This is a genomic window from Aquabacterium olei, assembly GCF_003100395.1.
Lineage (GTDB): Bacteria > Pseudomonadota > Gammaproteobacteria > Burkholderiales > Burkholderiaceae_C > Aquabacterium > Aquabacterium olei.
This window is the reverse complement of record NZ_CP029210.1, coordinates 699489-719313: the sequence shown is the minus strand read 5'-3', so window position 1 is coordinate 719313 and position 19825 is coordinate 699489. Positions and strand designations below refer to the sequence as shown.

Here is a 19825-nt window from a genome sequence, read left to right as displayed (position 1 = left end):
GGCAGTCGGATGCAAAAAACCCGGCGGGGACTCGCGGTCCGCGCCGGGCTTTCATTCAGGCACGCATGCGCGCGCGGTTCAACGGTAGACCGGGAACTGGCGAGTCAGGGCCGACACCTGCTCGCGCACGCGGGCAATGGTGGCCTCGTCATGCGGGTTGTCCAGCACGTCGGCGATCAGGTTGCCCACGGCCACGGCCTGCTCTTCCTTGAAACCACGGGTGGTCATGGCCGGCGAGCCCAGACGGATGCCCGAGGTGACCATGGGCTTCTGCGGGTCGTTCGGGATGCCGTTCTTGTTGCAGGTGATGTGCGCGGCGCCCAGGATGGCTTCGGCTTCCTTGCCCGTCAGGTTCTTCGGGCGCAGGTCGACCAGCATCACATGGCTCTCGGTGCGGCCCGAAACGATGCGCAGACCGCGCTTCGTGAGCGTCTCAGCCAGCGCGGCGGCGTTCTTCACCACCTGCTGCTGGTAGGCCTTGAACTCGGGCGACATGGCTTCCTTGAAGGCAACGGCCTTGCCGGCGATGACGTGCATCAGCGGGCCGCCCTGGATGCCGGGGAAGATGGCCGAGTTGATCTTCTTGGCGATTTCTTCCGAGCGCATCAGGATGATGCCGCCGCGCGGGCCGCGCAGGCTCTTGTGCGTGGTCGAGGTGACCACGTCGGCGTGGGGTACCGGGTTCGGGTAGACGCCCGCGGCGATCAGGCCAGCGTAGTGGGCCATGTCCACCATGAAGTAGGCGCCGATTTCCTTGGCGATCTTGGCGAAACGCTCGAAATCGATGCGCAGGGCGAAGGCCGAGGCACCGGCAATGATCAGCTTGGGCTTGTGCTCACGGGCCAGGGCTTCCATCGCGTCATAGTCGATGTCTTCCTGGGCGTTCAGGCCGTACGACACCACCTTGAACCACTTGCCCGACATGTTCAGCGGCATGCCGTGGGTCAGGTGGCCGCCTTCAGCCAGGCTCAGGCCCATGATGGTGTCGCCGGGTTGCAGCAGGCCGAAGAACACGGCCTGGTTGGCCTGCGAGCCGGAGTTCGGCTGGACGTTGGCGAATTCGGCGCCGAACAGCTGCTTCAGGCGGTCGATGGCCAGTTGCTCGACGACGTCGACGTGCTCGCAGCCACCGTAGTAGCGCTTGCCGGGATAGCCTTCGGCGTACTTGTTGGTCAGCTGGGAGCCCTGGGCTTCCATCACCGCCGGCGAGGTGTAGTTCTCGGAGGCGATCAGCTCGATGTGGTCTTCCTGACGGGTGTTCTCGGCCTGGATGGCGGCGAACAGTTCGGGATCGACGTTGGCGATGGTGTGCTTGGCGCGGTCAAACATGACTTGGCAGTCCTCTTCATGGAGTTGAAGACCCGCGGCCCGATCCGGCCCGGACGGGGCTGGTGGTCGGCGTGAGGGCTGCCCAGGCGAACGGCACATCGGCGTGGCCCTTACGAGCCAGCCGGCCGCGCTTCCCGGTGGTTCACCACCTCAGGCGGGTCGTTGTTGGAAACGAAAAACCCGCCGTGTATCGCCAGTTGCGCAGCGGGTTTGATTGTAGCGGAGGGCAGCCAAGCCCGCCAGCCGGGGGCCGGCCAGTCGGGTCAATGCACCAGCAAGGCCACCTGCTCTGGGCGATGCGGAACCGCGGGGGTGTCGCTGGCGGCCGGCGCCACGCCCGAGGCCCCGGCCGGGGCGGCCGTCGGCACCACCGTCACCGCAGGCGACGCGGCCGGGGTGGCGGCCTGCACCGTGGCCTGGGGCAGCGGCGCCATCACAGGCACCGAGCGGCCATTGGCCACCTGACGCAGGTAGGTCTGCTCTGCGAGCACCTTGGCGCCGTATCCACGGTCATCGGCCAGGTTGGCGGCGCCGACGTAATACTTCAGTCCGCCCTCCAGGCTGCCGGCACGCCGGATGCAGTCCTTCAAGACTTGCACGCCCACCCGCAGGTTGGTCACCGGGTCGAACGCCGCATTCTTGCCGCCGAAAATGGCGTACTTGTCATGGTGCACGCCGGTCATCACCTGCATCAGCCCCTGGGCGCCGACGTGGCTCTGGGCGAACGGGTTGAACCCGGACTCCACCGCCATCACGGCCAGGACCAGCGTGGGCTCAACCCCCATGCGCTGCCCCACCGACCAGGCCTCCTGGACCAGGCGGCTGATGGGCTCGGGGGCCACGTTGTACCGGCGCGCAATCCAGTAAGCCACCGCGGCCTGCTGGCGATTGAGCTCGGCCGGATTGGCCGCCGTGGCGCGCTGGATGGCCTCAGGCTCGGCCAGCTCGACCAGAGCGGCGCCGTCATCCGCCTCGCCCTCGGTCGCGTTCGCCAGGCGCACATTGGCCCGCTCGACGAGCCAGCTCAGCGCCCGACCTTCCAGTTCATGGCGCACTTCGGGACGATGGAACAGGAACAGGGCCACCGCCACCGCGGCCAGCCCCAGCATGGCCAGGGCGTTGTGACTCACCAGGCGCAGGCCGCCCAGCACATCGGACAAGAACAGGCGCAACGCACCCGACACACCACCAGAGGCGGCACGGACGGACTTCAACCACTGAGGCCCGACCCATGCGGAGGGCTCCTGCCCATCCGCTGCACGATCAAACGCTGTCATGTTTCTCCTTTCCACACCGGCACCCGGGACACGACGGCGTCAGGCTCAAGGCCAGACCGTGCCGCGCCCGAGCGGCAGTGATAATGGCCCCGGCTGGACGATGGCGGCGCTGTGCAGTGCGCGGTCGCCATCACGAAGGGCGGTCCGAACAACGTGGACCGCAGGGGTGTGCCAGGGCTGGCAGCGTTGCACCCCGCAGTGGGGCACAAGGGGAAACCCGGAGAATTCAGACACCGGGTTCAACGGAGGCGGATTCTAGGCACCGCTGTAATAACCAGTCAAGCATAACGGATTCAATCCTTATAACACCGACTGATGAAATACCGCGATCTTCGTGACTTTGTGGCGGGCCTCGAGGCCCAGGGTGAACTGTGTCGCGTGCATGACCCCGTTTCCGTTCACCTGGAGATGACGGCGCTGAGCGACCGGGTGCTGCGTGCCGGCGGCCCCGCCCTCTGGTTCGATCAGCCCACTCGGCCGGGGGGGGGCCAGGGGCAGGCTCAGGCCTATCGCATTCCTGTTCTGGCCAACCTGTTCGGCACCCCAAGGCGGGTGGCCCTGGGCATGGGCGCGCAGGACGTGAGCGAGTTGCGCGACATCGGGCGCGTGCTGGCCAGCCTGAAGGAACCCGAGCCCCCGCGCGGGCTGAAGGACGCCGGCAAGCTGCTGCAGATGGCCAAAGCGCTGTGGGACATGAAGCCCGCTTCGGTACGGCGAGCGGCATGCCAGGAGGCGGTGCTGGAAGGCAGTGATGTCGACCTGACCACCCTGCCCATCCAGCACTGCTGGCCCGACGATGCCGCGCCGCTGCTGACCTGGGGCCTGGTCGTGACCCGTGGGCCGCAAGGCGTGCCGCAACCACGTCGCAGGCAGAACCTGGGCATCTACCGACAACAGCTCATCGGCCGCCGCCAGCTCATCATGCGCTGGCTGACCCACCGCGGCGGCGCGCTCGACTTTCGCGAATTCGCGCTGGCCAACCCAGGCCAGCCCTTCCCGATCGCCGTGGCGCTGGGCGCGGACCCGGCCACCATCCTGGGTGCCGTCACGCCCGTGCCGGACTCGTTGAGCGAATACCAGTTTGCGGGCCTGCTGCGCGGCAGCCGCACCGAGGTGGTGGACACCGGCGTGGGCGAAGGCGAGGCGCGCCTGCAGGTGCCGGCCTCCGCCGAGTTCGTGCTGGAAGGCCACATCCCCCCTGCTGCTGCCGGCTTCGAAGGTGTGAGCGAACACGGCGTGCCCCTCAAGGAGAAGGGCGGCTACCTGCACGCTCTGGAGGGGCCCTTCGGCGACCACACGGGGTATTACAACGAGCAGGACTGGTTCCCCGTGTTCGAGGTGAACCGCATCACCCACCGCGACAACCCGGTCTACCACTCGACCTACACCGGCAAGCCGCCCGACGAGCCCGCCGTGCTGGGCGTGGCGCTGAACGAGGTCTTCGTGCCCATCCTGCAGAAGCAGTTCCCGGAGATCGTCGACTTCTACCTGCCGCCCGAGGGCTGCAGCTACCGCATGGCCATCATCAGCATGAAGAAGGCCTATGCGGGGCACGGCAAGCGCCTGATGTTCGGGCTGTGGAGCTTCCTGCGGCAGTTCATGTACACGAAGTTCATCGTCGTGGTGGACGACGACGTGAACATCCGTGACTGGCAGGAAGTGATCTGGGCCGTGACGACCCGCATGGACCCCGTGCGCGACACGACCCTGGTGGACAACACACCGATCGACTACCTGGACTTTGCCTCACCGGTGAGTGGTCTTGGCGGCAAGATGGGGCTGGACGCCACCAACAAATGGCCTGGCGAGACGCACCGCGAATGGGGCCGCACGATCACCATGCCGGAGGCGGTACAACGCCGCGTGGACGGACTGGTGGAGGCGGTGTTGGCCTCGGGGCGCCGCGCTTGAAGCGGCTTGACCGGCCTCTGTTCGAGACCCAGCTCACGCGCTGCGCTGCAATGTGTAACAAGGGCTTGCGTGGCTGTCGCACCGGGCGTAATCTGACTTCACCTGCTTGATGCAGGCACCCAAAAGAACGCAGTCACTGCGTTCTGGGAAGTGCAGACAATCCGCTCTGTGCTTTCCTCGGACGGCCCGCGCGCCGCTCCAGCCCCCGGCTTAGTCCGGGGGTTTCTCATTTGGGGCGGCCGATTTCCGTCATGCGCCGGCCAGCCAACCCAGCCACTCGCGCGAGACTTCGCGCACATGCGCCATCCCGTCACGCGAAGGCAGCCAGTCGAGCACCGGGCGCTCGCCGCGGCGCCAGAACGCGACCGGTGCGGGCGTCACGCGGATGATCGGCCAACCCGGGTTCTGCACCAGCGCCCGGCGAGCGGCCTCGATGAAGGCGCGCTGAGCGCGGGGCATGTGGACCGCATCGGTGACGAGCACGATCTCCTGCACGCCCTGCGGCGCCAGCATGGCGATCGTCCTGGCCGCGTTCTCACGCGTGTCCGACGAGCCAGACTCCTGCCACACCAGTTGCATGCCATGGTCGCGCTCGATCACGCGGGCCGCCACCTCGGCCTCACCCGGCCCCACCTGCCCGCCTTGCTGGGCCCAGCCCACGCCCCCACTGAAACCGAGGGGCAGGCCCGTCTGTCGACTCAGCCAGACGCCATAGTGGAGGCGTCGCTCGCTGCCCACCGACAGGGCCGCCACCCCGTACTCTGGCGCAAGCCGCTCGAGGCCCCCACCGAGCACGATGATGGCCGCCGGTGGCGCCACTGGCGCCACTGGCGCGGCACGTGGCGCGCGACGCGCCTGCGACGCGTACAGGCGCCCTTGCGATGCCAGCCGGGCCTGCTCCGCACCAAACAGCGCGGGCGGGGGGCGCATCGCGCCGTTCTGCAGCCACAACGCCGTCTGCTCGCAACTGCTGAACCACAGCCCGGCCACGCCCAACAGCACCAGCAGCCAGCCCAGCCCACGCCGCGGCAGGATCAAACGCGCGCCCACCAGCACCAGCAAGAGAAACGGCACGGGCGGCAAGGCCAGAGCCGCCAGCACCGGTTTGTAAAGAGCCCAGTCCGTCATGGAAAACACACCTCCCGAGCCTGGTTCACCGACCGGCTCTGTCATCGTGGATACCGCCGTGGAGGCGTCGCACCGTTCGAACACACCCTCGCGACAAGGGGAACGCCCGGGCCGGATAATGGCCGCAGTCTAAGCAGGAGAAGCCGGTCATGGAATCACATCAACCGGGGACGCCGCCCGCCCCCACGCTGTCCGAAGCCACCTTCGCTGGCGGCTGCTTCTGGTGTGTCGAAGCCGTGTTTCTCGGCCTGCGCGGCGTGGTCGCGGTCGAGTCCGGCTACAGCAACGGGCACGATCCAGCCCCCACCTATGAGGCCGTCTGCGCTGGCGAGACCGGCCACGCCGAAGTCGTGCGAGTACGCTTCGATCCAACCCAGATCAGCTACCGCCAGCTCCTGGAAGTGTTCTTTGCTGTGCACGACCCGACCACGCTGAACCGGCAAGGCAACGACGTCGGTACGCAGTACCGCTCAGGGATCTACACGCACGACGCGCAGCAGGCTCAGACCGCGCGTGACTTCATCGAGCAGCTGGCCATGAGCAGCATCTACGAGCGCCCCATCGTCACCGAAGTGGCGCCCCTGTCCAATTACCACCCGGCCGAGGCCTACCACCAGCGCTATTTCGAGCAGCACCCGCATCAGGGCTACTGCGCCTTCGTGGTGGCCCCCAAGGTGGACAAGTCCCGACGCCTGTTCCCCGACCTGCTCAGGCAGGGCTGAGGTGCGGCGGCCGCCCCGGGGCGGTTCGCCTTGCGACCGGTCAGGGGGCCAGCCGCTGCCGCTGCCACGTTCCGTCTGCCAGACGCTGGTAGACGATGCGGTCATGCAGACGGGACGGGCGCCCCTGCCAGAACTCCCAGCGGTCCGGTACGAGGCGGTAGCCACCCCAATGCGGCGGGCGCGGAGGATCGTCGCCGAGGGCGGCTTGCTGCCGGGCCCAGGCTGCTTCGAGCTCGCTGCGCGAGGTCAGCACACGGCTCTGCGGTGACACCCACGCACCGATGCGCGAGCCCAACGGCCGGCTGCCATAGTAGGCGTCGGATTCCTCGTCGCTGACCCGCTCGACCCGCCCTTCGATGCGGACGACACGCTCGAGCTCGCCCCAGAAGAACTGCATGGCGGCAAACGGGTTGGCGGCGAGCTCGTGGCCCTTGCGGCTTTCGTAGTTGGTGAACCAGACGAGGCCCTGCGCGTCGGCGCCCTTGAGCAGCAGCACGCGGGTCGACGGTCGACCGTCGGCGCCCACCGTGGCCACGGTCATGGCGTTGGGCTCGAGGGCCTTGGCCCGAACGGCTTCATCGAACCAGCGATGGAACTGGTCGATGGGCTCGGGCGCAACCTGCGCCTCATCGAGTTCGGCCAGCTCATAGCTCTTGCGCATCTGCGCCAGATCGTGAGGAGATGATTTGTCCATGGCACGAGTATCGGGCACTTTGCGGCGCCCGCGCGATGACGCCCGTCAAGTCCATCCGGCACGGGTATGCACCTAAGTGAAGCCACGGTGGTGCACTGCAACAACCCGGCTCAAACTGGACTTCCACCCCTCGCGAATCACCATGACCTCCTCCGCCACCGTCATCGTTCTGGCCGGCCCGGTTTCGGAAGCCGGCCCGCGCGGCAACACGGGAGCCAGCGGAGACCCGCAGGCCCTGGCTCAGACGCTGCACAACGTCCTGTCCACCGGCCTGCCGGCTCTGGTGGTCACGCCGCCTGGCATGGCCGCGCACGCGCAAGCCATCCTGCCGGGCAATCACGTGCTGACGATCGAGGATGACGGCGAAGAAGGGCCAGGCCAGTGGCTGGGGCGCGCCATTCGCGCCGGCGTGGAGGCCAGCCCTCAGGCCGGAGGCTGGCTGCTGCTTCCACTGAACGGCGCGCCGCTGCCCGCAGTCAGCCTGCACGCGATGGCCGACTGCCTGCCCAGCTTCCCGGTGGTCCACCCTGCGCCCGGCTCAACAGGTGCCAGGCCGATCGGCGTCTCGGGTGAACTGTTTTCGGAGCTGCTTCGGCTCGACAGCGCGCGGGATCTGGAGCGGCTGGCCACGCGTTATCCGGCTGCGACGGTCGACCTCGCTGCGCCACCCAGCGCGCCGTGAGACAGGCTTCGGGCAGCGCCTGAGATCAGAAGCTGCGACCGATGCTGATGTTGAAGATGGTGTTGGTCAACGATTGGTCCTGCTTGCGGACGTAGGTGCCTTGATCCGCCCCACCTCGATTGCGAGCAACCAGCTGCATTAGCTTGGTTGTGAATTGTGGATCCGCGCCGGTTCTACCTTCAGCCAACTTAATAGCCTCCCCCACGGTCGTCACGTAATCAGCCAGAACTCGATCGCCCGACCTGATTTGAGTGTTATAGCTGGTCACCGTGGCCTCCGTCTTGATCTTTACTTGACCAACCGCCAAGCTCACATGCCAATCGTCATCGATCTGCCACTTTAAGCCGGCAAACGGACCTACTCCGAACGCATTCTTGAGCTTGGCAGTTGAACGGCCGCCCACATAGGATTCGTAGGCATTGGTCGTACGAGTGTCGAAGAACACGGCATAGGTAGCCCCCACGCCGAGGTAGGGGCGGAAGCGCGATTCGCGATTCCCAAAATACCGACCGAAGACGGCCAGCGGAGGCAACATCTTGGTTTCGATTATTTCCTTGCCAGCAAGACCATTTGGCTTGCCGTTGACATTCACCCCGTCGCCATAGGCCTTGACCGTCAACGGCGCTGCGAGCACGTAGGCTTCCGCCACCCAGGTGTGGTCGTCGCTCAGCCAGTACCCCAGGCTCAAGGTCACGGTTGCCGAATTGCCGACTTTGGCCTTGATGCCTTTGGGAGTGCCCAAGCCTCCGCCCTCCTGAGCCACCGCGCTCCGGAACAGGTCCATGTAGGAGGAATAGATGGCCTCTGGCCCATCTGGAGAATTCCCCGGCGTAACTCCGTCATCGATGTTGCTCTTGAGTTGCCACGCGCTCAGCGGATCCGATGCGGGAAGGCTGTCACCGAGCGCTGCGGCGGCATCGAGGTCCGCCATGGTGACAACAGGGCCGGTAATGTCTCGCGCATCGCCGGACTTGTTTTGAACTGAAATGCTTGTGTAGCCGAGGCGCATGAACAAATTGCCGCGAACCGCGCTCGAAAGCTGTTTGGCAATATAGGGGTCAGACGCTTGCGCTTGCACACCGCCGGACAGGCTGGCAGCGAACGCCAGGGAAAAGAGGTTCAGAGCAAAACGTCCACGGCGGATCATGCGGTCTCCGTTATATCTACAGCGTTCAGGCGTCGAGAAGAAAACAGCCGCTCGGAGCGGCTGCTCTGGGGGGCGGCATCACGCGCGCCCCCCTTCTTCATCCAGGAACTGGATTACTTGGCGCGGCGACGGGCCACAGCCGCGATGCCGACCAGGCCCAGGCCCATCAGGGCGTAGGTGGAGGGCTCAGGCACGGCCGGGGTGACGGCGCCCGCCTTGGCGGTGATGCTCGAAGCGATCGAACCGTAGTTCGTGATGCCACGCATGGCCACGATGCCGGTCTCGGTCAGGCCCAGCGACTTGGCGAAGGTGTTGAACGCTTCGCCCGTGGTGCCGCCAGCGATGGTCAGGCCGGTGATCGAGGTCAGCGCGGTGCCGTCCTTCAGGGCGGTGTCACCCGAAATCGTGGTGACGTCCCACAGGTAGTAGTTCGTCTTGGTGCCGACGCCGTTGGCACCGTTGATGTCCACGAACACTTTCTTGGCGACCAGGTCCACGTGGATGTTGGTCACGGACAGCGAACCGCCAGTCGAGGCCAGGTTGGCGTCGCCTTCGATCTCGGCCGGAGCCACCATCAGCGCGCCACCGGCGGTGTAGGCGTCGGTGACCTGGTTGGTGGCGGTGTCCACCTTCAGCGAGGTGATCGGTGCGTTGAACACCGGACGGCTGCCTTCGACGTTGCTGTACTTGCCGGTCGAGGTCTTGACCAGGGTCGCGGTCGCCGGCGTGGCAGCCGACAGTTGGATGGCGCCGGTGTTGATGGCGGTCACCAGCGAACGGTCGAACGTCAGGGCGCCCGTGCCGCCAACCAGCGTGAAGCCGTTGACCGAACCGCCCACTGCAACGGTCTGCGTCGCAGCGCTGGCAACACCCACAGCCAGGAAGGCAGCCGCGGCGACGATGCTCTTCATTGCAAATTTCATGTCTATCTCCACTTCAAAGCGGCCCTTTGAATTCTTCTGCGCTCCGGAGGCATCCGCGTCTTCCTTCGGCTCGCACAGACCTTTAAACGTCTGTTCGATTGAAGGATAGCGGCGCACTCCGTGTGGAGACAACGCGGGGGACCCTCCAGACACGTGTTAAATCCCTCAGGAAAACACCAGTGACCCGGACCCTCCCCCGTGATCATGCGTCGGGGTTACCCCCGAATCAGCTTGAAAGCGTCACGCGGGCGAACTTTCGCTTGCCAACTTGGACCACATGGGTACCAGCCGACATTCTGTGACTTTTTTCACGGATCACCTCACCATCCAGGCGGACCCCGCCCTGCTCGATGAGGCGCAGGGCCTCGCTGGTCGAGGCCACCAGGCCGGCCTGCTTCAGCAACGCGCCAATGCCCAGACCATCGACCGGCAAAGTGACCGCGAGTTCCGGAATGTCGTCCGGTATCCCCCCGCGTGATCGGTTGACGAAATCCTGCAACGCCTCTTCCGCAGCCTGTGCGCTGTGGAAACGGGTCACGATCTCCTGCCCCAGCATCACCTTGGCATCGCGGGGGTTGGCACCGGCCTCACAGGCGGCCTTCAGGCGCGCGATTTCCTCCAGCGGGCGGAAGCTGAGCAGCGTGAAGTACTTCCACATCAGGTCGTCGCTGACGCTCATCAGCTTGGCGAACATGGTGTTGGGCGCCTCGCTGATGCCGATGTAGTTGTTCTTGGACTTCGACATCTTCTCGACGCCATCCAGCCCCTCCAGCAAAGGCATGGTCAGGACGCACTGCGGCTCCTGGCCATACTCGGCCTGCAGGTGGCGCCCCATCAGCAGGTTGAACTTCTGGTCGGTGCCGCCCAGTTCCAGGTCGGCCTTCAGGGCCACCGAGTCATAGCCCTGCATCAGCGGGTACAGGAACTCGTGCACGCTGATCGGGGTGCCGGCCTTGAAGCGCTTGGTGAAATCGTCGCGCTCCATCATGCGGGCCACGGTGTAGCGGCTGGCCAGCTGGATCATGCCGCGCGCGCCCAACGCGTCGCACCACTCGCTGTTGTAGCGGATCTCGGTGCGGGCCGGGTCGAGCACCAGGCTGGCCTGCTTGTAATAAGTTTCGGCGTTGGCCTTGACCTGTTCTTCGGTCAACGGTGGGCGGGTGGCGTTGCGGCCGGAAGGATCGCCGATGAGCGAGGTGAAATCGCCGATCAGGAAGATGACGGTGTGGCCGAGGTCCTGGAGTTGGCGCAGCTTGTTGAGCACCACCGTGTGGCCCAGGTGGATGTCCGGCGCGGTCGGGTCCAGGCCCAGCTTGATGCGCAGCGGCACGCCCGTGGCCTCGGAACGGGCCAGCTTCTTCACCCACTCGGCCTCGGGCAGCAGCTCTTCCACGCCACGCAGGGTCACGGCAAGCGCCTCACGGACACGGTCGGAGACGGGGTGATCGGGCGTAACGGGTGCGGGATTTTCAGGGTGCAACATGACGGGCCATCGTGTGGAATTCTGCGGATCAACGCACCCCGGGCCGGGGCTATACTCCGCTGATTGTGCGCGCGCGCGGGCTGCTGCCTGCGTACGACGCGGGCTGATTTTAGGGGAGCGGGGCGCAGGCTCTCTCCCGAACCAGAAGGATTCCCGTTTTGACTTCTTCCAAGCAGATCAAGACCGCCACGCCCTCGCCGCTCACCGCCCTCCTCCACCGCGCCCAGACCCTTCAGGCCGCGGCCCACCGACACCCTCGCCGTGTCAGCGCCGCCGTGCTCGCCCTGCTGGCTGGCTCGGCCGTGACCGCCTTCGGTGTCGCCCCCCTGACAGCCTTGCCCGACACCGGTCAGCCCGCCGTGGTCGAGGTCGTGGAAGCAGTCCAGGCGCCCGCGCTGGCTGCCGAGCTGGGCCGGCTGGATGCCGAGCCGCTGGCGCTGTACCGCAGCGACGTCACCCGCAGCAGCGACACCGCCGACAGCCTGCTGCGGCGCCTGGGCGTGGACGACGCCGACGCGGCGCGCCTGCTGCGTGAAGACGCCGTGGCAGCCGGCGTGCTGCAGGGCCGGGCCGGCAAGGCGATCAAGGCCATCGTCGACAACGGCCGCCTGCGCGAACTCGTGGTGCGCGGCCCCGCAGCCCACGCCGAACAGGCCGACACCCACTTCACCCGGGTGACCATCCAGCGCGCAGCGCCGGGCGGGCAGACTCAATGGGACGTGCGCTCCGAACAGCTGCCGCTGAGCCGCGCGCAGCAACTGGCATCGGGCACGATCCGCTCGTCGCTGTTTGCTGCCGCCGACGACGCGCGCGTGCCGGATGCGGTGACCAACCAGCTGGCCGAGATCTTCGGCAGCGACATCGACTTCCGCCGTGAACTGCGCAAGGGCGATGCCTTCAGCGTGCTGTATGAAGCCCTGCTGGCGGATGGCGAGGCCGTCACCTGGACAAGCGGCACCGGCCGCGTGCTGGCCGCCCGTTTCATCAACAAGGGCGAGACCCACGACGCCGTCTGGTTCCAGCAACCCGGCAGCAGCAAGGGGGCCTACTTCGACCTGAACGGCCGCAGCAAGACCCGCGCATTCCTCGCTTCGCCGCTGGCCTTCTCGCGCGTGACCTCCGGGTTCGCAATGCGCTTCCATCCGATCCACAAGACCTGGCGCGCCCACCTGGGCGTCGACTTCGGTGCCCCGACCGGCACGGCCGTGCGCAGCGTCGGCGAAGGCGTGGTGAACTTTGCAGGTGTGCAGAACGGCTACGGCAACGTGGTGCAAGTGCAGCACGCGGGTGACCGTCAGACGGTCTATGCCCACCTGAGTCGCATCGACGTGCGCAAGGGGCAGCGCATCGACCAGGGGCAGCTGATCGGCGCGGTGGGCGCGACCGGCTGGGCCACGGGCCCGCATCTGCACTTCGAGTTCAAGGTCAAGGGACAGCAGGTCGATCCGATGGTGGTGGCCCGCGCGTCCGAGGCGCTGCAGCTGTCGCCGCAGGCCCTCGCCAGCTTCCGCAGTCAGGTCGGCGCCATTGCGGCCCGACTCGACATGGCCAGCGAGTGGGCGGCCGCCGGCACCCAGTCCGGTCCGCGCTTCGAATAAGCCATGCCCGGCGACCCGGCCCGCGCCTTGCCGTCACTGCACCTCGAGCCCTCCGGGCACCCCGGTCCGATGCGGTCCAATCTGTACATCGGCCTGATGTCCGGGACCTCGCTGGATGGTGTGGACGGGGTGCTGATGCGCCAGGAGGACGGCGCGTGGCGCACGCTGGCCCATGCGCACCGCCCGCTGCCGCCTCCCCTGCGGCAGGCGTTGCTGGACCTCAATACACCCGGGCACGATGAACTGCACCGCAGTGCCGAGGCGGCACAGGCCCTGGTGGTGTTGTACGCCACGATCGTGCACGCCCTGTGCACGTCCGCCGATGTGCTGCCCAGCGAGGTGCAGGCGATCGGCGCACACGGGCAGACGGTTCGCCATCGGCCGGATCTGGCCTACACCTGGCAGCTGAATCACCCCGCCCTGCTGGCGGAGCTGACGGGCATCGATGTGGTCGCCGAATTTCGCACCCGTGACATGGCGGCCGGTGGGCAGGGTGCGCCACTGGTGCCCGCCTTCCACCAGGCGCTGTTCGGCCACCCCGACCAGACCGTGGCCGTGCTGAACATCGGCGGCATGGCCAACGTCAGCATCCTGCGACCGGGCCAGCCCCCACTGGGCTTCGACTGTGGCCCGGGCAACGCCCTGCTGGATCTGTGGTGCGAGTCGCAGACGGGCCACGTCTACGACGCCAACGGCGAATGGGGCGCCGCGGGCGAGGTGCGCGAGGACTGGCTGACCGACGCGCTGGCCGAACCCTTCTTCAGCCTGCCGCCCCCCAAGAGCACCGGGCGCGACCTGTTCAACCCCGACTGGCTGGCGCGCTGGCTCGCCCCGCATGGCCTGACCGACGGCCCCCTGGGAGACGCCGATGTGGCACGGGACGTTCAGGCCACGCTGTGCGAGCTGACGGCACGCAGTGCCGCGATGGCCATTCAGCAGCACGCCCCGGATGCCACCGATGTGGTGGTGTGCGGGGGTGGCGCCCTCAATGGCGACCTGATGCGCCGACTGGGTGAACAACTGCCCGGTGTGCGTGTGGGGCGCTCGGACACCCACGGGCTGGATGTGATGCAGGTGGAGGCGGCCGCCTTTGCCTGGCTGGCGTGGCGGCATGTGGCCCGACTGGCGGGCAACGTGCCCGAGGTCACCGGGGCACGCGGCCCTCGGGTGCTGGGCGCACTCTATCCGGCGCGCTGAGCACTGCCGTCTGGCATTGCGCAACAAAAAGGGCTGCCTGCCGGCAGCCCTTCTTCGTGGTGGATTCCGATCCCGGTGTCAGACCGAGAAGCTGGAACCGCAACCGCAGGTGGTCGTGGCGTTCGGATTGCGGATCACGAACTGGGCGCCTTCCAGATCGTCCTTGTAGTCGATCTCGGCGCCCACGAGGTATTGAAGGCTCATCGCATCGATCAGCAGCGTCACGCCGTTCTTTTCCATCTTGGTGTCGTCTTCGTTGACGATCTCGTCGAACGTGAACCCGTACTGGAAGCCCGAGCAACCGCCGCCCTGCACGAACACACGCAGCTTCAGATCCGGATTGCCTTCTTCGGCGACCAGCTCGGCCACCTTGCCGGCGGCGGCGTCGGTGAACACGATGGGGGCGGGGGGCATCTCAGCGGCAAAGGCGTCTGCGTTCTGGGTTTCTTGGGCAACAGCGGTCATGGGATCAACTCCGGGAGGGGATTTCAAATCTTGTGCAGCGGGTTCGAGGCGGCAGGCTGCGACAGGCCGCGGTCGGGTACTCCGGTGGCGGACGCAGCGAGCTTGAGGCTCGGCTTGTCGTCGACCTGAAGCGGGAGGAGACCACCCTGGATGGTGGCACCCTGGTGCATTTCAAGGGCTTCGTATTTCACATCACCCACGATGCGGGCCTTGGGCTGCAGTTCGAGCAGGGTTTCGGCCACCACCGGGCCATGGACAGACCCATTGATGATGACATGCCCCGCCCTGACCTTGCCATGGACACGGGCTTTTTCGCTGATGACGAGCAAGGTGCGCCCCTCGCCCGAGGCGACCACGTCGCCCTGCACTTCGCCATCGATGCGCAGGCCGTCGCTGAACCGCAGTTCACCGGTCACGACGGTGCCCTCGCCAACCAGCGTGCGTATGGGCGGGGTTTTCTTCCATCCGAGCATGTGCTTCCTCAACCTCGACAGGGCCGAAACATCAAGCGTACACCGTTGCAGGCACAGGTCAACGGCCTCACAGCTTCAGGGACTGGCTTGCACGCACGGAACCCGTGCTGTCCAGCACACGAACCTGCACCGTGCGCAATTGCACGTCCGCTGGGCAGCGCGCCACGCCTTCCACGCGGCTGTACTGCTTGAACTGCAAGGGGCGCGCGACCACCGGGCTGCTGTCGGTCCAGGGCTTGCCATCCCGGGTGCCCGAGAGCCACAGCTCGAACCGGCCCAGGAAGTCACTCTGGATGCGGCCATCGGCACGCTGCATCACCAGCAGCTGGTAACGCAGCTGGCCTGAGCCGGTCAGCTCACCCTGCAGGCCGCGCACCGAAACGCCGGCCCCGCCGGTGGCAGGCAGCAGGCGCTCGAAGAAACCGAGGTCGTCCTTCAGCGCCAGGTTCTCGGCCTCGAGCGCCTTGACCTGCTCGGCCAGCCGCTGCTGCGTCACGCGCTCGGCCTTGAGCAGGCTGTCCGCAGAATTGGCCACCGACTGCGCGCGGTCACGCTCCTCACGCACCTGCGCCAGTTGCTCACGCGTGTGCGTCAACGCCTCATTCAGCCGATCTGCGCCCTGATTCAGCCCGGCAATGTTGCGACCGAACTCGAACGCCCACAGCGCGAGTGCTGCCGAGAAACCCAGCATCAACGCCGCCACGGCCCACCGCAACGGCCAGGGCAAGTGGCTGCGCACTGCCATGCGCGGCGCGCTGATCGACAGCCGCCGGCGCAAGAGCCGCCAGCGCATCAGGGCAGCACCGGCACGCCCGTCAGGCCCAGGTGCTCGTCGAGGCCACACATCAGGTTCATGCACTGCACGGCCTGCCCCGACGCCCCCTTGGTCAGGTTGTCTTCCACGACCAGCACCATCACGGTGTCGGGCTGCGGGCGGTGCACGGCGATGCGCACGGTGTTGCTGGCACGGACGCTGCGCGTCTCGGGGGCACTGCCGGCCGGCAGCACGTCGACGAAACGCTCGCCCTGGTAGAAGGCCTCGAAGGTGGCCTGCAGGTCGGCGGCCTGGCCGGCGTCATTCAGGCGCGCGTACAGCGTCGAGTGGATGCCACGGATCAGCGGCAGCAGGTGGGGTACGAACAGGCAGTTGACGCTGTCGTCGCCAGCAATGGCGCGCAGCTGCTGGTTGATCTCGGGGCCGTGGCGATGGCCCTTGACGCCATACGCCTTGAAGTTGTCCGACGCCTCGGCCATCAGCGTGTGGACCTCGGCCTTGCGGCCTGCGCCCGACACGCCCGATGCGCAGTTGGCGATCAGGTGGGTGGGGTCGATCAGCTTGTGGCGCAGCAGCGGCGCAAAGCCCAGCTGCACCGACGTGGGATAACAGCCGGGATTACCGATCACGCGGGCGCCCCGGATGGCGTCGCGGTTCAGCTCAGGCAGACCATAGACAGCCTCTTCCAGCAGGTCGGGGCAGGTGTGTGCCATGCCGTACCACTGCTCGAACACGGCTGTGTCCTTCAGGCGGAAATCGGCCGCCAGGTCGATGACCTTGACGCCGGCCGCGAGGAGCTCGCGCGCCTGGGCCATGGCCACGCCATGCGGCGTCGCGAAGAAGACCACATCACACTCGGTCAGCCCGGCGTCATCGGGCGTCACGAAGGCCAGATCGACATGACCACGCAGGCTCGGGTACATGTCGGACACCGGCATGCCGGCTTCCTTGCGCGAGGTGATGGCGTGGATGCGGACCTCGGGGTGCTGCGACAGCAGGCGCAACAGTTCCACCCCGGTGTAACCGGTGCCGCCGACGATGCCGACCTTGATCATGTGAGGGTCCTTTCAGCTGAGGCGCCATTGTAGGGACACGCAATGACGCCAGAAAAAACAAACCCGCCCGAGGCACGGGCCTGGGGCGGGTGCTGGAGCCCGGCGGCCGAGGCCACCGGTCCAGGAGATCGATCAGCGCTTGCTGAACTGCTTGCGGCGACGGGCGCCGTGCAGACCGACCTTCTTACGCTCGACTTCACGGGCATCGCGGGTCACGAAACCAGCGCGGCTCAGTTCGGGCTTCAGGGTTGCGTCGAAGTCGATCAGGGCGCGGGTGACACCGTGACGGACAGCGCCGGCCTGGCCGGATTCGCCACCACCGTGCACGTTGACCTTGATGTCGAACGCTTCGGCGTTGTTCGTCAGCACCAGCGGCTGCTTGACCACCATGATGGAGGTCTGGCGGCCGAAATACTGCTCGACAGGCTTGCCGTTGACGATGATCTGGCCGGTGCCCTTCTTGATGAAGACGCGGGCCACGGAGGACTTGCGACGGCCGGTGCCGTAGTTCCAGTTACCGATAGTCATGGCCGATCCTTAGATTTCCAGGGCCTTGGGCTGCTGGGCTGCGTGCGGATGCTCGCTGCCTGCGTAGACCTTCAGCTTCTTGATCATGGCGTAGCCCAGGGGACCCTTGGGCAGCATGCCCTTGACGGCCTTTTCGATGGCGCGGCCAGGGTGCTTGGCTTGCATGTCCTTGAACTTCGTGGCGTAGATGCCGCCGGGGAAGCCCGAGTGACGGTAGTAAACCTTGTCGGTGGCCTTGGTGCCAGTGACGCGGATCTTGTCGGCGTTGACGATGACGATGAAATCGCCGGTGTCCACGTGAGGCGTGTAAATGGCCTTGTGCTTGCCGCGCAGACGGAGAGCGACTTCGCTGGCCACTCGTCCGAGCACCTTGTCGGTGGCGTCGATCACAAACCACTCGTGCTTCACTTCGGCCGGCTTGGCGCTGAAGGTCTTCATGAGATTTCCTAAGTGGTAAAACTGGCTGACAGTCGCCTTTGGAACCACTTCTTGGAAGGTGGTGGCCTCTCCGGCAACGAAGCTGTCCGACGGCAACCGCGCTGAAAGACATGCAGGCAAACACCTGCATCGCGCGGCCGACCGGGTGTCGACCAGCCCCGGCCCCTGCAAAAAGCAAAGGCCCTCCCGGCAACCATGTCGGGAACCCGCGATTCTAGCCGGGAATCACGCGGCGCGCCAAGCTCTTTTGCGCGACACCGGGAGTCGGGATGCGGAGCCCGTACGGCACACGTTTGTCGTGAATGCCATCACGCGATACGGGGGCACCTGCATGAGGGCGGTTGCGCGACACAGGGAATTCCCTTACCCTTCGGGAAAACCCTAGGTGATGCACCATTCGAGGGGCGCAGCATGTTGAGCGCTCCAGCCTTGGGCAACGAGAGGTCACCAATGACCGCAACCAAGACACCCGACACACTCGACCGCTTCGGTCTGGACAAGACCGGGGGCACCCCGCCCAGCCGCCCAACCCATCACGATGGCTGGGTGCCGATCCGCGACCTGCACGCGCGCCACCGCGCCCGCATCCTGGATCACCTGCTGCAGTTGGACGACCACGACCGCTACCTGCGCTTCGGCTTTCAGGCCTCGAAGGAACAGGTGGCCCGCTATGTGGCCTCGATCGACTTCCGCCGCGACGAGGTCTTCGGCATCTTCAACAGCCGGTTGCAGCTGGTGGCAATGGCCCACCTGGCCGCCATGCCGGGCGAAGGCCCGCACGGCGCCGAGTCGTCGCGCGGCCGCGCCATGGAGTTCGGCGTGTCGGTGCTGCCCCAGGGCCGCGGCAAGGGCCTGGGCTCGCGGCTGTTCCAGCACGCCATCATGCACGCCCGCAACCGCGGCGCCAGCCACCTGATGATCCACGCCCTGAGCGAGAACGCCCCGATGCTGCGCATTGCCAGCAAGGCCGGCGCCGCCGTCGAACGGGATGGCCCGGAGGCCGAGGCCTGGCTGAAGCTGCCGCCGGACACGGTGGCCAGCCACATCGACAGTTCGCTGCAGTCCCTGGCGGCCGAAGCGCTGTACCGGATCAAGTACCAGGCGCTCCACGCCAGCGACTGGCTGCGCCTGCTGATGACCTCCGCTTGAGGGGGGCTGACACTGAAAGCCCCCTCCACAGGGGGTAGAACTGGACCCGGCCGCCCCCTTAGCATGACCCAAAACGGGGGCTTCGGGGGTCGATGTGAACAGTGCGCAAGTGGCGGCAGCCGTGGCATGCGGCCTGCTGCCCGGCATTTTGCTGGGATGGTGGCTGCACGGTCGCCGCCAACGGCAGCATGTGCGCACCTGGCCGGACAGCTGGCCCTTGCGCCCTCGGCCGCTGTTCACTGCACACGAGCGTGCGCTGTACCGCGAACTCAAGGCTGCCCTGCCCCAGCATGTGGTGCTGGCCAAGGTGAGTCTCGTGCGGTTCTGCCAGGCGGCCGAGCCGCGCACCGCCCGCCAGTGGTATGACCGGCTGCAGGCGCTGACGGTGTCGATGCTGGTGTGCACCCCGACCGGCACGGCCATCGCGGCGATCGACCTGGATCTGCCCGGCGCCATGCCCTCACCCCGTACCGCGCGGCTCAAGCAGGCCGTGCTGGATGTCTGCCGGGTGCGCCATCTGCGCTGCCAGCCGGGGCAATGGCCTCCGCCGCCGTTGCTGGCGGCGTGGGTGCTCGGTCACGGTGTCGAGGGCCAGCCGATGCGCGCCACAGACCCGCTCGAGCCGGGCGCGCTGTCCCACGCGGGCGACCAGCTGGCACGCCGGCTGAAGGAGCGTCGCGCCGAGCGCGCCGTCCGCTGGGCCGAGTCGGGCTTCGCGCCCGACTCCTTCTTTGCCTTTGACAGCCGCCTCGACGCGGCCGCCAACTCGGCACCCGCCCCACTGACGGAAGTGACCGAAGTCCCCTCGGCCACCGAGGCGCGCCCCAGGCCGGGTCAGGCCCGGCGCTGAA

Annotated in this window: 20 protein-coding genes and 1 riboswitch; of the genes, 7 read left to right on the top strand and 13 right to left on the bottom strand. The window is 66.8% G+C overall.

Features of this window, described 5'->3' with window-relative positions; all coding sequences use genetic code 11:
* Window positions 1–78: 78 nt before the first annotated feature.
* Window positions 79–1329: a serine hydroxymethyltransferase gene (glyA, locus tag DEH84_RS03220; protein ID WP_109034720.1), complete on the bottom strand. Its 1251-nt coding sequence runs from the start codon at window positions 1327–1329 to the stop codon at window positions 79–81.
* Window positions 1330–1402: 73 nt separating this feature from the next.
* Window positions 1403–1540, bottom strand: a riboswitch (ZMP/ZTP riboswitch).
* Between the two features lie 52 nt (window positions 1541–1592).
* The gene (locus DEH84_RS03215; protein WP_109034718.1) at window positions 1593–2606 is read right to left on the bottom strand and encodes a lytic transglycosylase domain-containing protein; all 1014 of its coding nucleotides are present in this window, start codon (window positions 2604–2606) and stop codon (window positions 1593–1595) included.
* A 315-nt stretch (window positions 2607–2921) separates the two neighbouring features.
* On the opposite strand from DEH84_RS03215, the gene DEH84_RS03210 reads away from it, so the two are divergent.
* The gene (locus DEH84_RS03210) at window positions 2922–4517 is read left to right on the top strand and encodes a UbiD family decarboxylase (RefSeq protein WP_109034716.1); all 1596 of its coding nucleotides are present in this window, start codon (window positions 2922–2924) and stop codon (window positions 4515–4517) included.
* 249 nt (window positions 4518–4766) lie between these two features.
* Here DEH84_RS03210 and DEH84_RS03205 read toward each other — a convergent pair whose 3' ends face one another.
* The gene (locus DEH84_RS03205) at window positions 4767–5645 is read right to left on the bottom strand and encodes a YdcF family protein (protein ID WP_159098824.1); all 879 of its coding nucleotides are present in this window, start codon (window positions 5643–5645) and stop codon (window positions 4767–4769) included.
* A gap of 149 nt (window positions 5646–5794) precedes the next feature.
* Between DEH84_RS03205 and msrA the strand changes: the two genes are divergently transcribed.
* The gene (msrA, locus tag DEH84_RS03200) at window positions 5795–6367 is read left to right on the top strand and encodes a peptide-methionine (S)-S-oxide reductase MsrA (RefSeq protein WP_245932668.1); all 573 of its coding nucleotides are present in this window, start codon (window positions 5795–5797) and stop codon (window positions 6365–6367) included.
* A gap of 40 nt (window positions 6368–6407) precedes the next feature.
* Here msrA and pdxH read toward each other — a convergent pair whose 3' ends face one another.
* On the bottom strand, window positions 6408–7061 hold the full coding sequence (pdxH, locus tag DEH84_RS03195) for a pyridoxamine 5'-phosphate oxidase (protein WP_109034712.1): 654 nt from the start codon (window positions 7059–7061) through the stop codon (window positions 6408–6410).
* Window positions 7062–7203: 142 nt separating this feature from the next.
* Here pdxH and DEH84_RS03190 point away from each other — a divergent pair, with 142 nt between their 5' ends.
* A complete protein-coding gene (locus DEH84_RS03190; RefSeq protein WP_109034710.1) occupies window positions 7204–7743 on the top strand; it encodes a glycosyltransferase family protein in 540 nt (179 codons plus the stop codon).
* Window positions 7744–7768: 25 nt separating this feature from the next.
* Here DEH84_RS03190 and DEH84_RS03185 read toward each other — a convergent pair whose 3' ends face one another.
* The 3 genes from DEH84_RS03185 to tyrS form a co-directional block, all read right to left on the bottom strand.
* Window positions 7769–8890 (bottom strand): OmpW/AlkL family protein, encoded by a 1122-nt coding sequence (locus tag DEH84_RS03185; protein WP_109034708.1) that lies wholly within the window; start codon window positions 8888–8890, stop codon window positions 7769–7771.
* A gap of 113 nt (window positions 8891–9003) precedes the next feature.
* The gene (locus DEH84_RS03180) at window positions 9004–9813 is read right to left on the bottom strand and encodes a PEP-CTERM sorting domain-containing protein (RefSeq protein ID WP_109034707.1); all 810 of its coding nucleotides are present in this window, start codon (window positions 9811–9813) and stop codon (window positions 9004–9006) included.
* A 226-nt stretch (window positions 9814–10039) separates the two neighbouring features.
* Window positions 10040–11296: a tyrosine--tRNA ligase gene (gene tyrS / locus DEH84_RS03175; RefSeq protein WP_109034705.1), complete on the bottom strand. Its 1257-nt coding sequence runs from the start codon at window positions 11294–11296 to the stop codon at window positions 10040–10042.
* A 158-nt stretch (window positions 11297–11454) separates the two neighbouring features.
* Between tyrS and DEH84_RS03170 the strand changes: the two genes are divergently transcribed.
* Together DEH84_RS03170 and DEH84_RS03165 are read left to right on the top strand one after the other, a co-directional pair.
* Window positions 11455–12894 (top strand): M23 family metallopeptidase, encoded by a 1440-nt coding sequence (locus DEH84_RS03170; RefSeq protein WP_245932667.1) that lies wholly within the window; start codon window positions 11455–11457, stop codon window positions 12892–12894.
* A 69-nt stretch (window positions 12895–12963) separates the two neighbouring features.
* The gene (locus DEH84_RS03165; RefSeq protein ID WP_109038184.1) at window positions 12964–14091 is read left to right on the top strand and encodes an anhydro-N-acetylmuramic acid kinase; all 1128 of its coding nucleotides are present in this window, start codon (window positions 12964–12966) and stop codon (window positions 14089–14091) included.
* 78 nt (window positions 14092–14169) lie between these two features.
* Here DEH84_RS03165 and erpA read toward each other — a convergent pair whose 3' ends face one another.
* The 6 genes from erpA to rplM all read right to left on the bottom strand — a co-directional run bounded on the left by erpA (window position 14170) and on the right by rplM (window position 17825).
* Window positions 14170–14556, bottom strand: coding sequence for an iron-sulfur cluster insertion protein ErpA (gene erpA, locus DEH84_RS03160; RefSeq protein WP_109034703.1), 387 nt, complete (start codon window positions 14554–14556; stop codon window positions 14170–14172).
* Window positions 14557–14579: 23 nt separating this feature from the next.
* Entirely contained in the window at window positions 14580–15029 is a 450-nt protein-coding gene (locus DEH84_RS03155; RefSeq protein WP_109034701.1) for a bactofilin family protein, read from the bottom strand.
* A gap of 67 nt (window positions 15030–15096) precedes the next feature.
* Window positions 15097–15822, bottom strand: a complete 726-nt coding sequence (locus tag DEH84_RS03150) for a DUF6776 family protein (protein ID WP_109034699.1) — start codon at window positions 15820–15822, stop codon at window positions 15097–15099.
* Window positions 15822–16859 carry an N-acetyl-gamma-glutamyl-phosphate reductase gene (gene argC / locus DEH84_RS03145; RefSeq protein WP_109034697.1) on the bottom strand — a complete coding sequence of 346 codons (1038 nt, stop codon included), beginning with the start codon at window positions 16857–16859 and terminating at the stop codon, window positions 15822–15824. Before argC ends, DEH84_RS03150 begins: the two co-directional genes overlap by 1 nt.
* Before the next feature lie 132 nt (window positions 16860–16991).
* The gene (gene rpsI / locus DEH84_RS03140) at window positions 16992–17387 is read right to left on the bottom strand and encodes a 30S ribosomal protein S9 (protein WP_109034695.1); all 396 of its coding nucleotides are present in this window, start codon (window positions 17385–17387) and stop codon (window positions 16992–16994) included.
* Between the two features lie 9 nt (window positions 17388–17396).
* Window positions 17397–17825, bottom strand: a complete 429-nt coding sequence (gene rplM, locus DEH84_RS03135; RefSeq protein ID WP_109034693.1) for a 50S ribosomal protein L13 — start codon at window positions 17823–17825, stop codon at window positions 17397–17399.
* A gap of 450 nt (window positions 17826–18275) precedes the next feature.
* Between rplM and DEH84_RS03130 the strand changes: the two genes are divergently transcribed.
* Together DEH84_RS03130 and DEH84_RS03125 are read left to right on the top strand one after the other, a co-directional pair.
* On the top strand, window positions 18276–18974 hold the full coding sequence (locus tag DEH84_RS03130; RefSeq protein WP_109034691.1) for a GNAT family N-acetyltransferase: 699 nt from the start codon (window positions 18276–18278) through the stop codon (window positions 18972–18974).
* Window positions 18975–19068: 94 nt separating this feature from the next.
* The gene (locus DEH84_RS03125) at window positions 19069–19824 is read left to right on the top strand and encodes a DUF2726 domain-containing protein (RefSeq protein WP_109034689.1); all 756 of its coding nucleotides are present in this window, start codon (window positions 19069–19071) and stop codon (window positions 19822–19824) included.
* Window position 19825: the final 1 nt, after the last annotated feature.

Bases quoted from the DNA above. Each gene is read 5' to 3' on its own strand.
- DEH84_RS03155 (WP_109034701.1), bottom strand. From the start codon at position 15,029: ATGCTCGGATGGAAGAAAACCCCGCCCATACGCACGCTGGTTGGCGAG.
- DEH84_RS03130 (WP_109034691.1), top strand. From the start codon at position 18,276: ATGACCGCAACCAAGACACCCGACACACTCGACCGCTTCGGTCTGGAC.
- DEH84_RS03150 (WP_109034699.1), bottom strand. From the start codon at position 15,822: ATGCGCTGGCGGCTCTTGCGCCGGCGGCTGTCGATCAGCGCGCCGCGC.
- DEH84_RS03205 (WP_159098824.1), bottom strand. From the start codon at position 5,645: ATGACGGACTGGGCTCTTTACAAACCGGTGCTGGCGGCTCTGGCCTTG.
- argC (WP_109034697.1), bottom strand. From the start codon at position 16,859: ATGATCAAGGTCGGCATCGTCGGCGGCACCGGTTACACCGGGGTGGAA.
- DEH84_RS03210 (WP_109034716.1), top strand. From the start codon at position 2,922: ATGAAATACCGCGATCTTCGTGACTTTGTGGCGGGCCTCGAGGCCCAG.
- erpA (WP_109034703.1), bottom strand. From the start codon at position 14,556: ATGACCGCTGTTGCCCAAGAAACCCAGAACGCAGACGCCTTTGCCGCT.
- DEH84_RS03215 (WP_109034718.1), bottom strand. From the start codon at position 2,606: ATGACAGCGTTTGATCGTGCAGCGGATGGGCAGGAGCCCTCCGCATGG.
- pdxH (WP_109034712.1), bottom strand. From the start codon at position 7,061: ATGGACAAATCATCTCCTCACGATCTGGCGCAGATGCGCAAGAGCTAT.
- DEH84_RS03185 (WP_109034708.1), bottom strand. From the start codon at position 8,890: ATGATCCGCCGTGGACGTTTTGCTCTGAACCTCTTTTCCCTGGCGTTC.
- DEH84_RS03165 (WP_109038184.1), top strand. From the start codon at position 12,964: ATGCGGTCCAATCTGTACATCGGCCTGATGTCCGGGACCTCGCTGGAT.
- msrA (WP_245932668.1), top strand. From the start codon at position 5,795: ATGGAATCACATCAACCGGGGACGCCGCCCGCCCCCACGCTGTCCGAA.
- DEH84_RS03180 (WP_109034707.1), bottom strand. From the start codon at position 9,813: ATGAAATTTGCAATGAAGAGCATCGTCGCCGCGGCTGCCTTCCTGGCT.
- rplM (WP_109034693.1), bottom strand. From the start codon at position 17,825: ATGAAGACCTTCAGCGCCAAGCCGGCCGAAGTGAAGCACGAGTGGTTT.
- rpsI (WP_109034695.1), bottom strand. From the start codon at position 17,387: ATGACTATCGGTAACTGGAACTACGGCACCGGCCGTCGCAAGTCCTCC.
- glyA (WP_109034720.1), bottom strand. From the start codon at position 1,329: ATGTTTGACCGCGCCAAGCACACCATCGCCAACGTCGATCCCGAACTG.
- tyrS (WP_109034705.1), bottom strand. From the start codon at position 11,296: ATGTTGCACCCTGAAAATCCCGCACCCGTTACGCCCGATCACCCCGTC.
- DEH84_RS03190 (WP_109034710.1), top strand. From the start codon at position 7,204: ATGACCTCCTCCGCCACCGTCATCGTTCTGGCCGGCCCGGTTTCGGAA.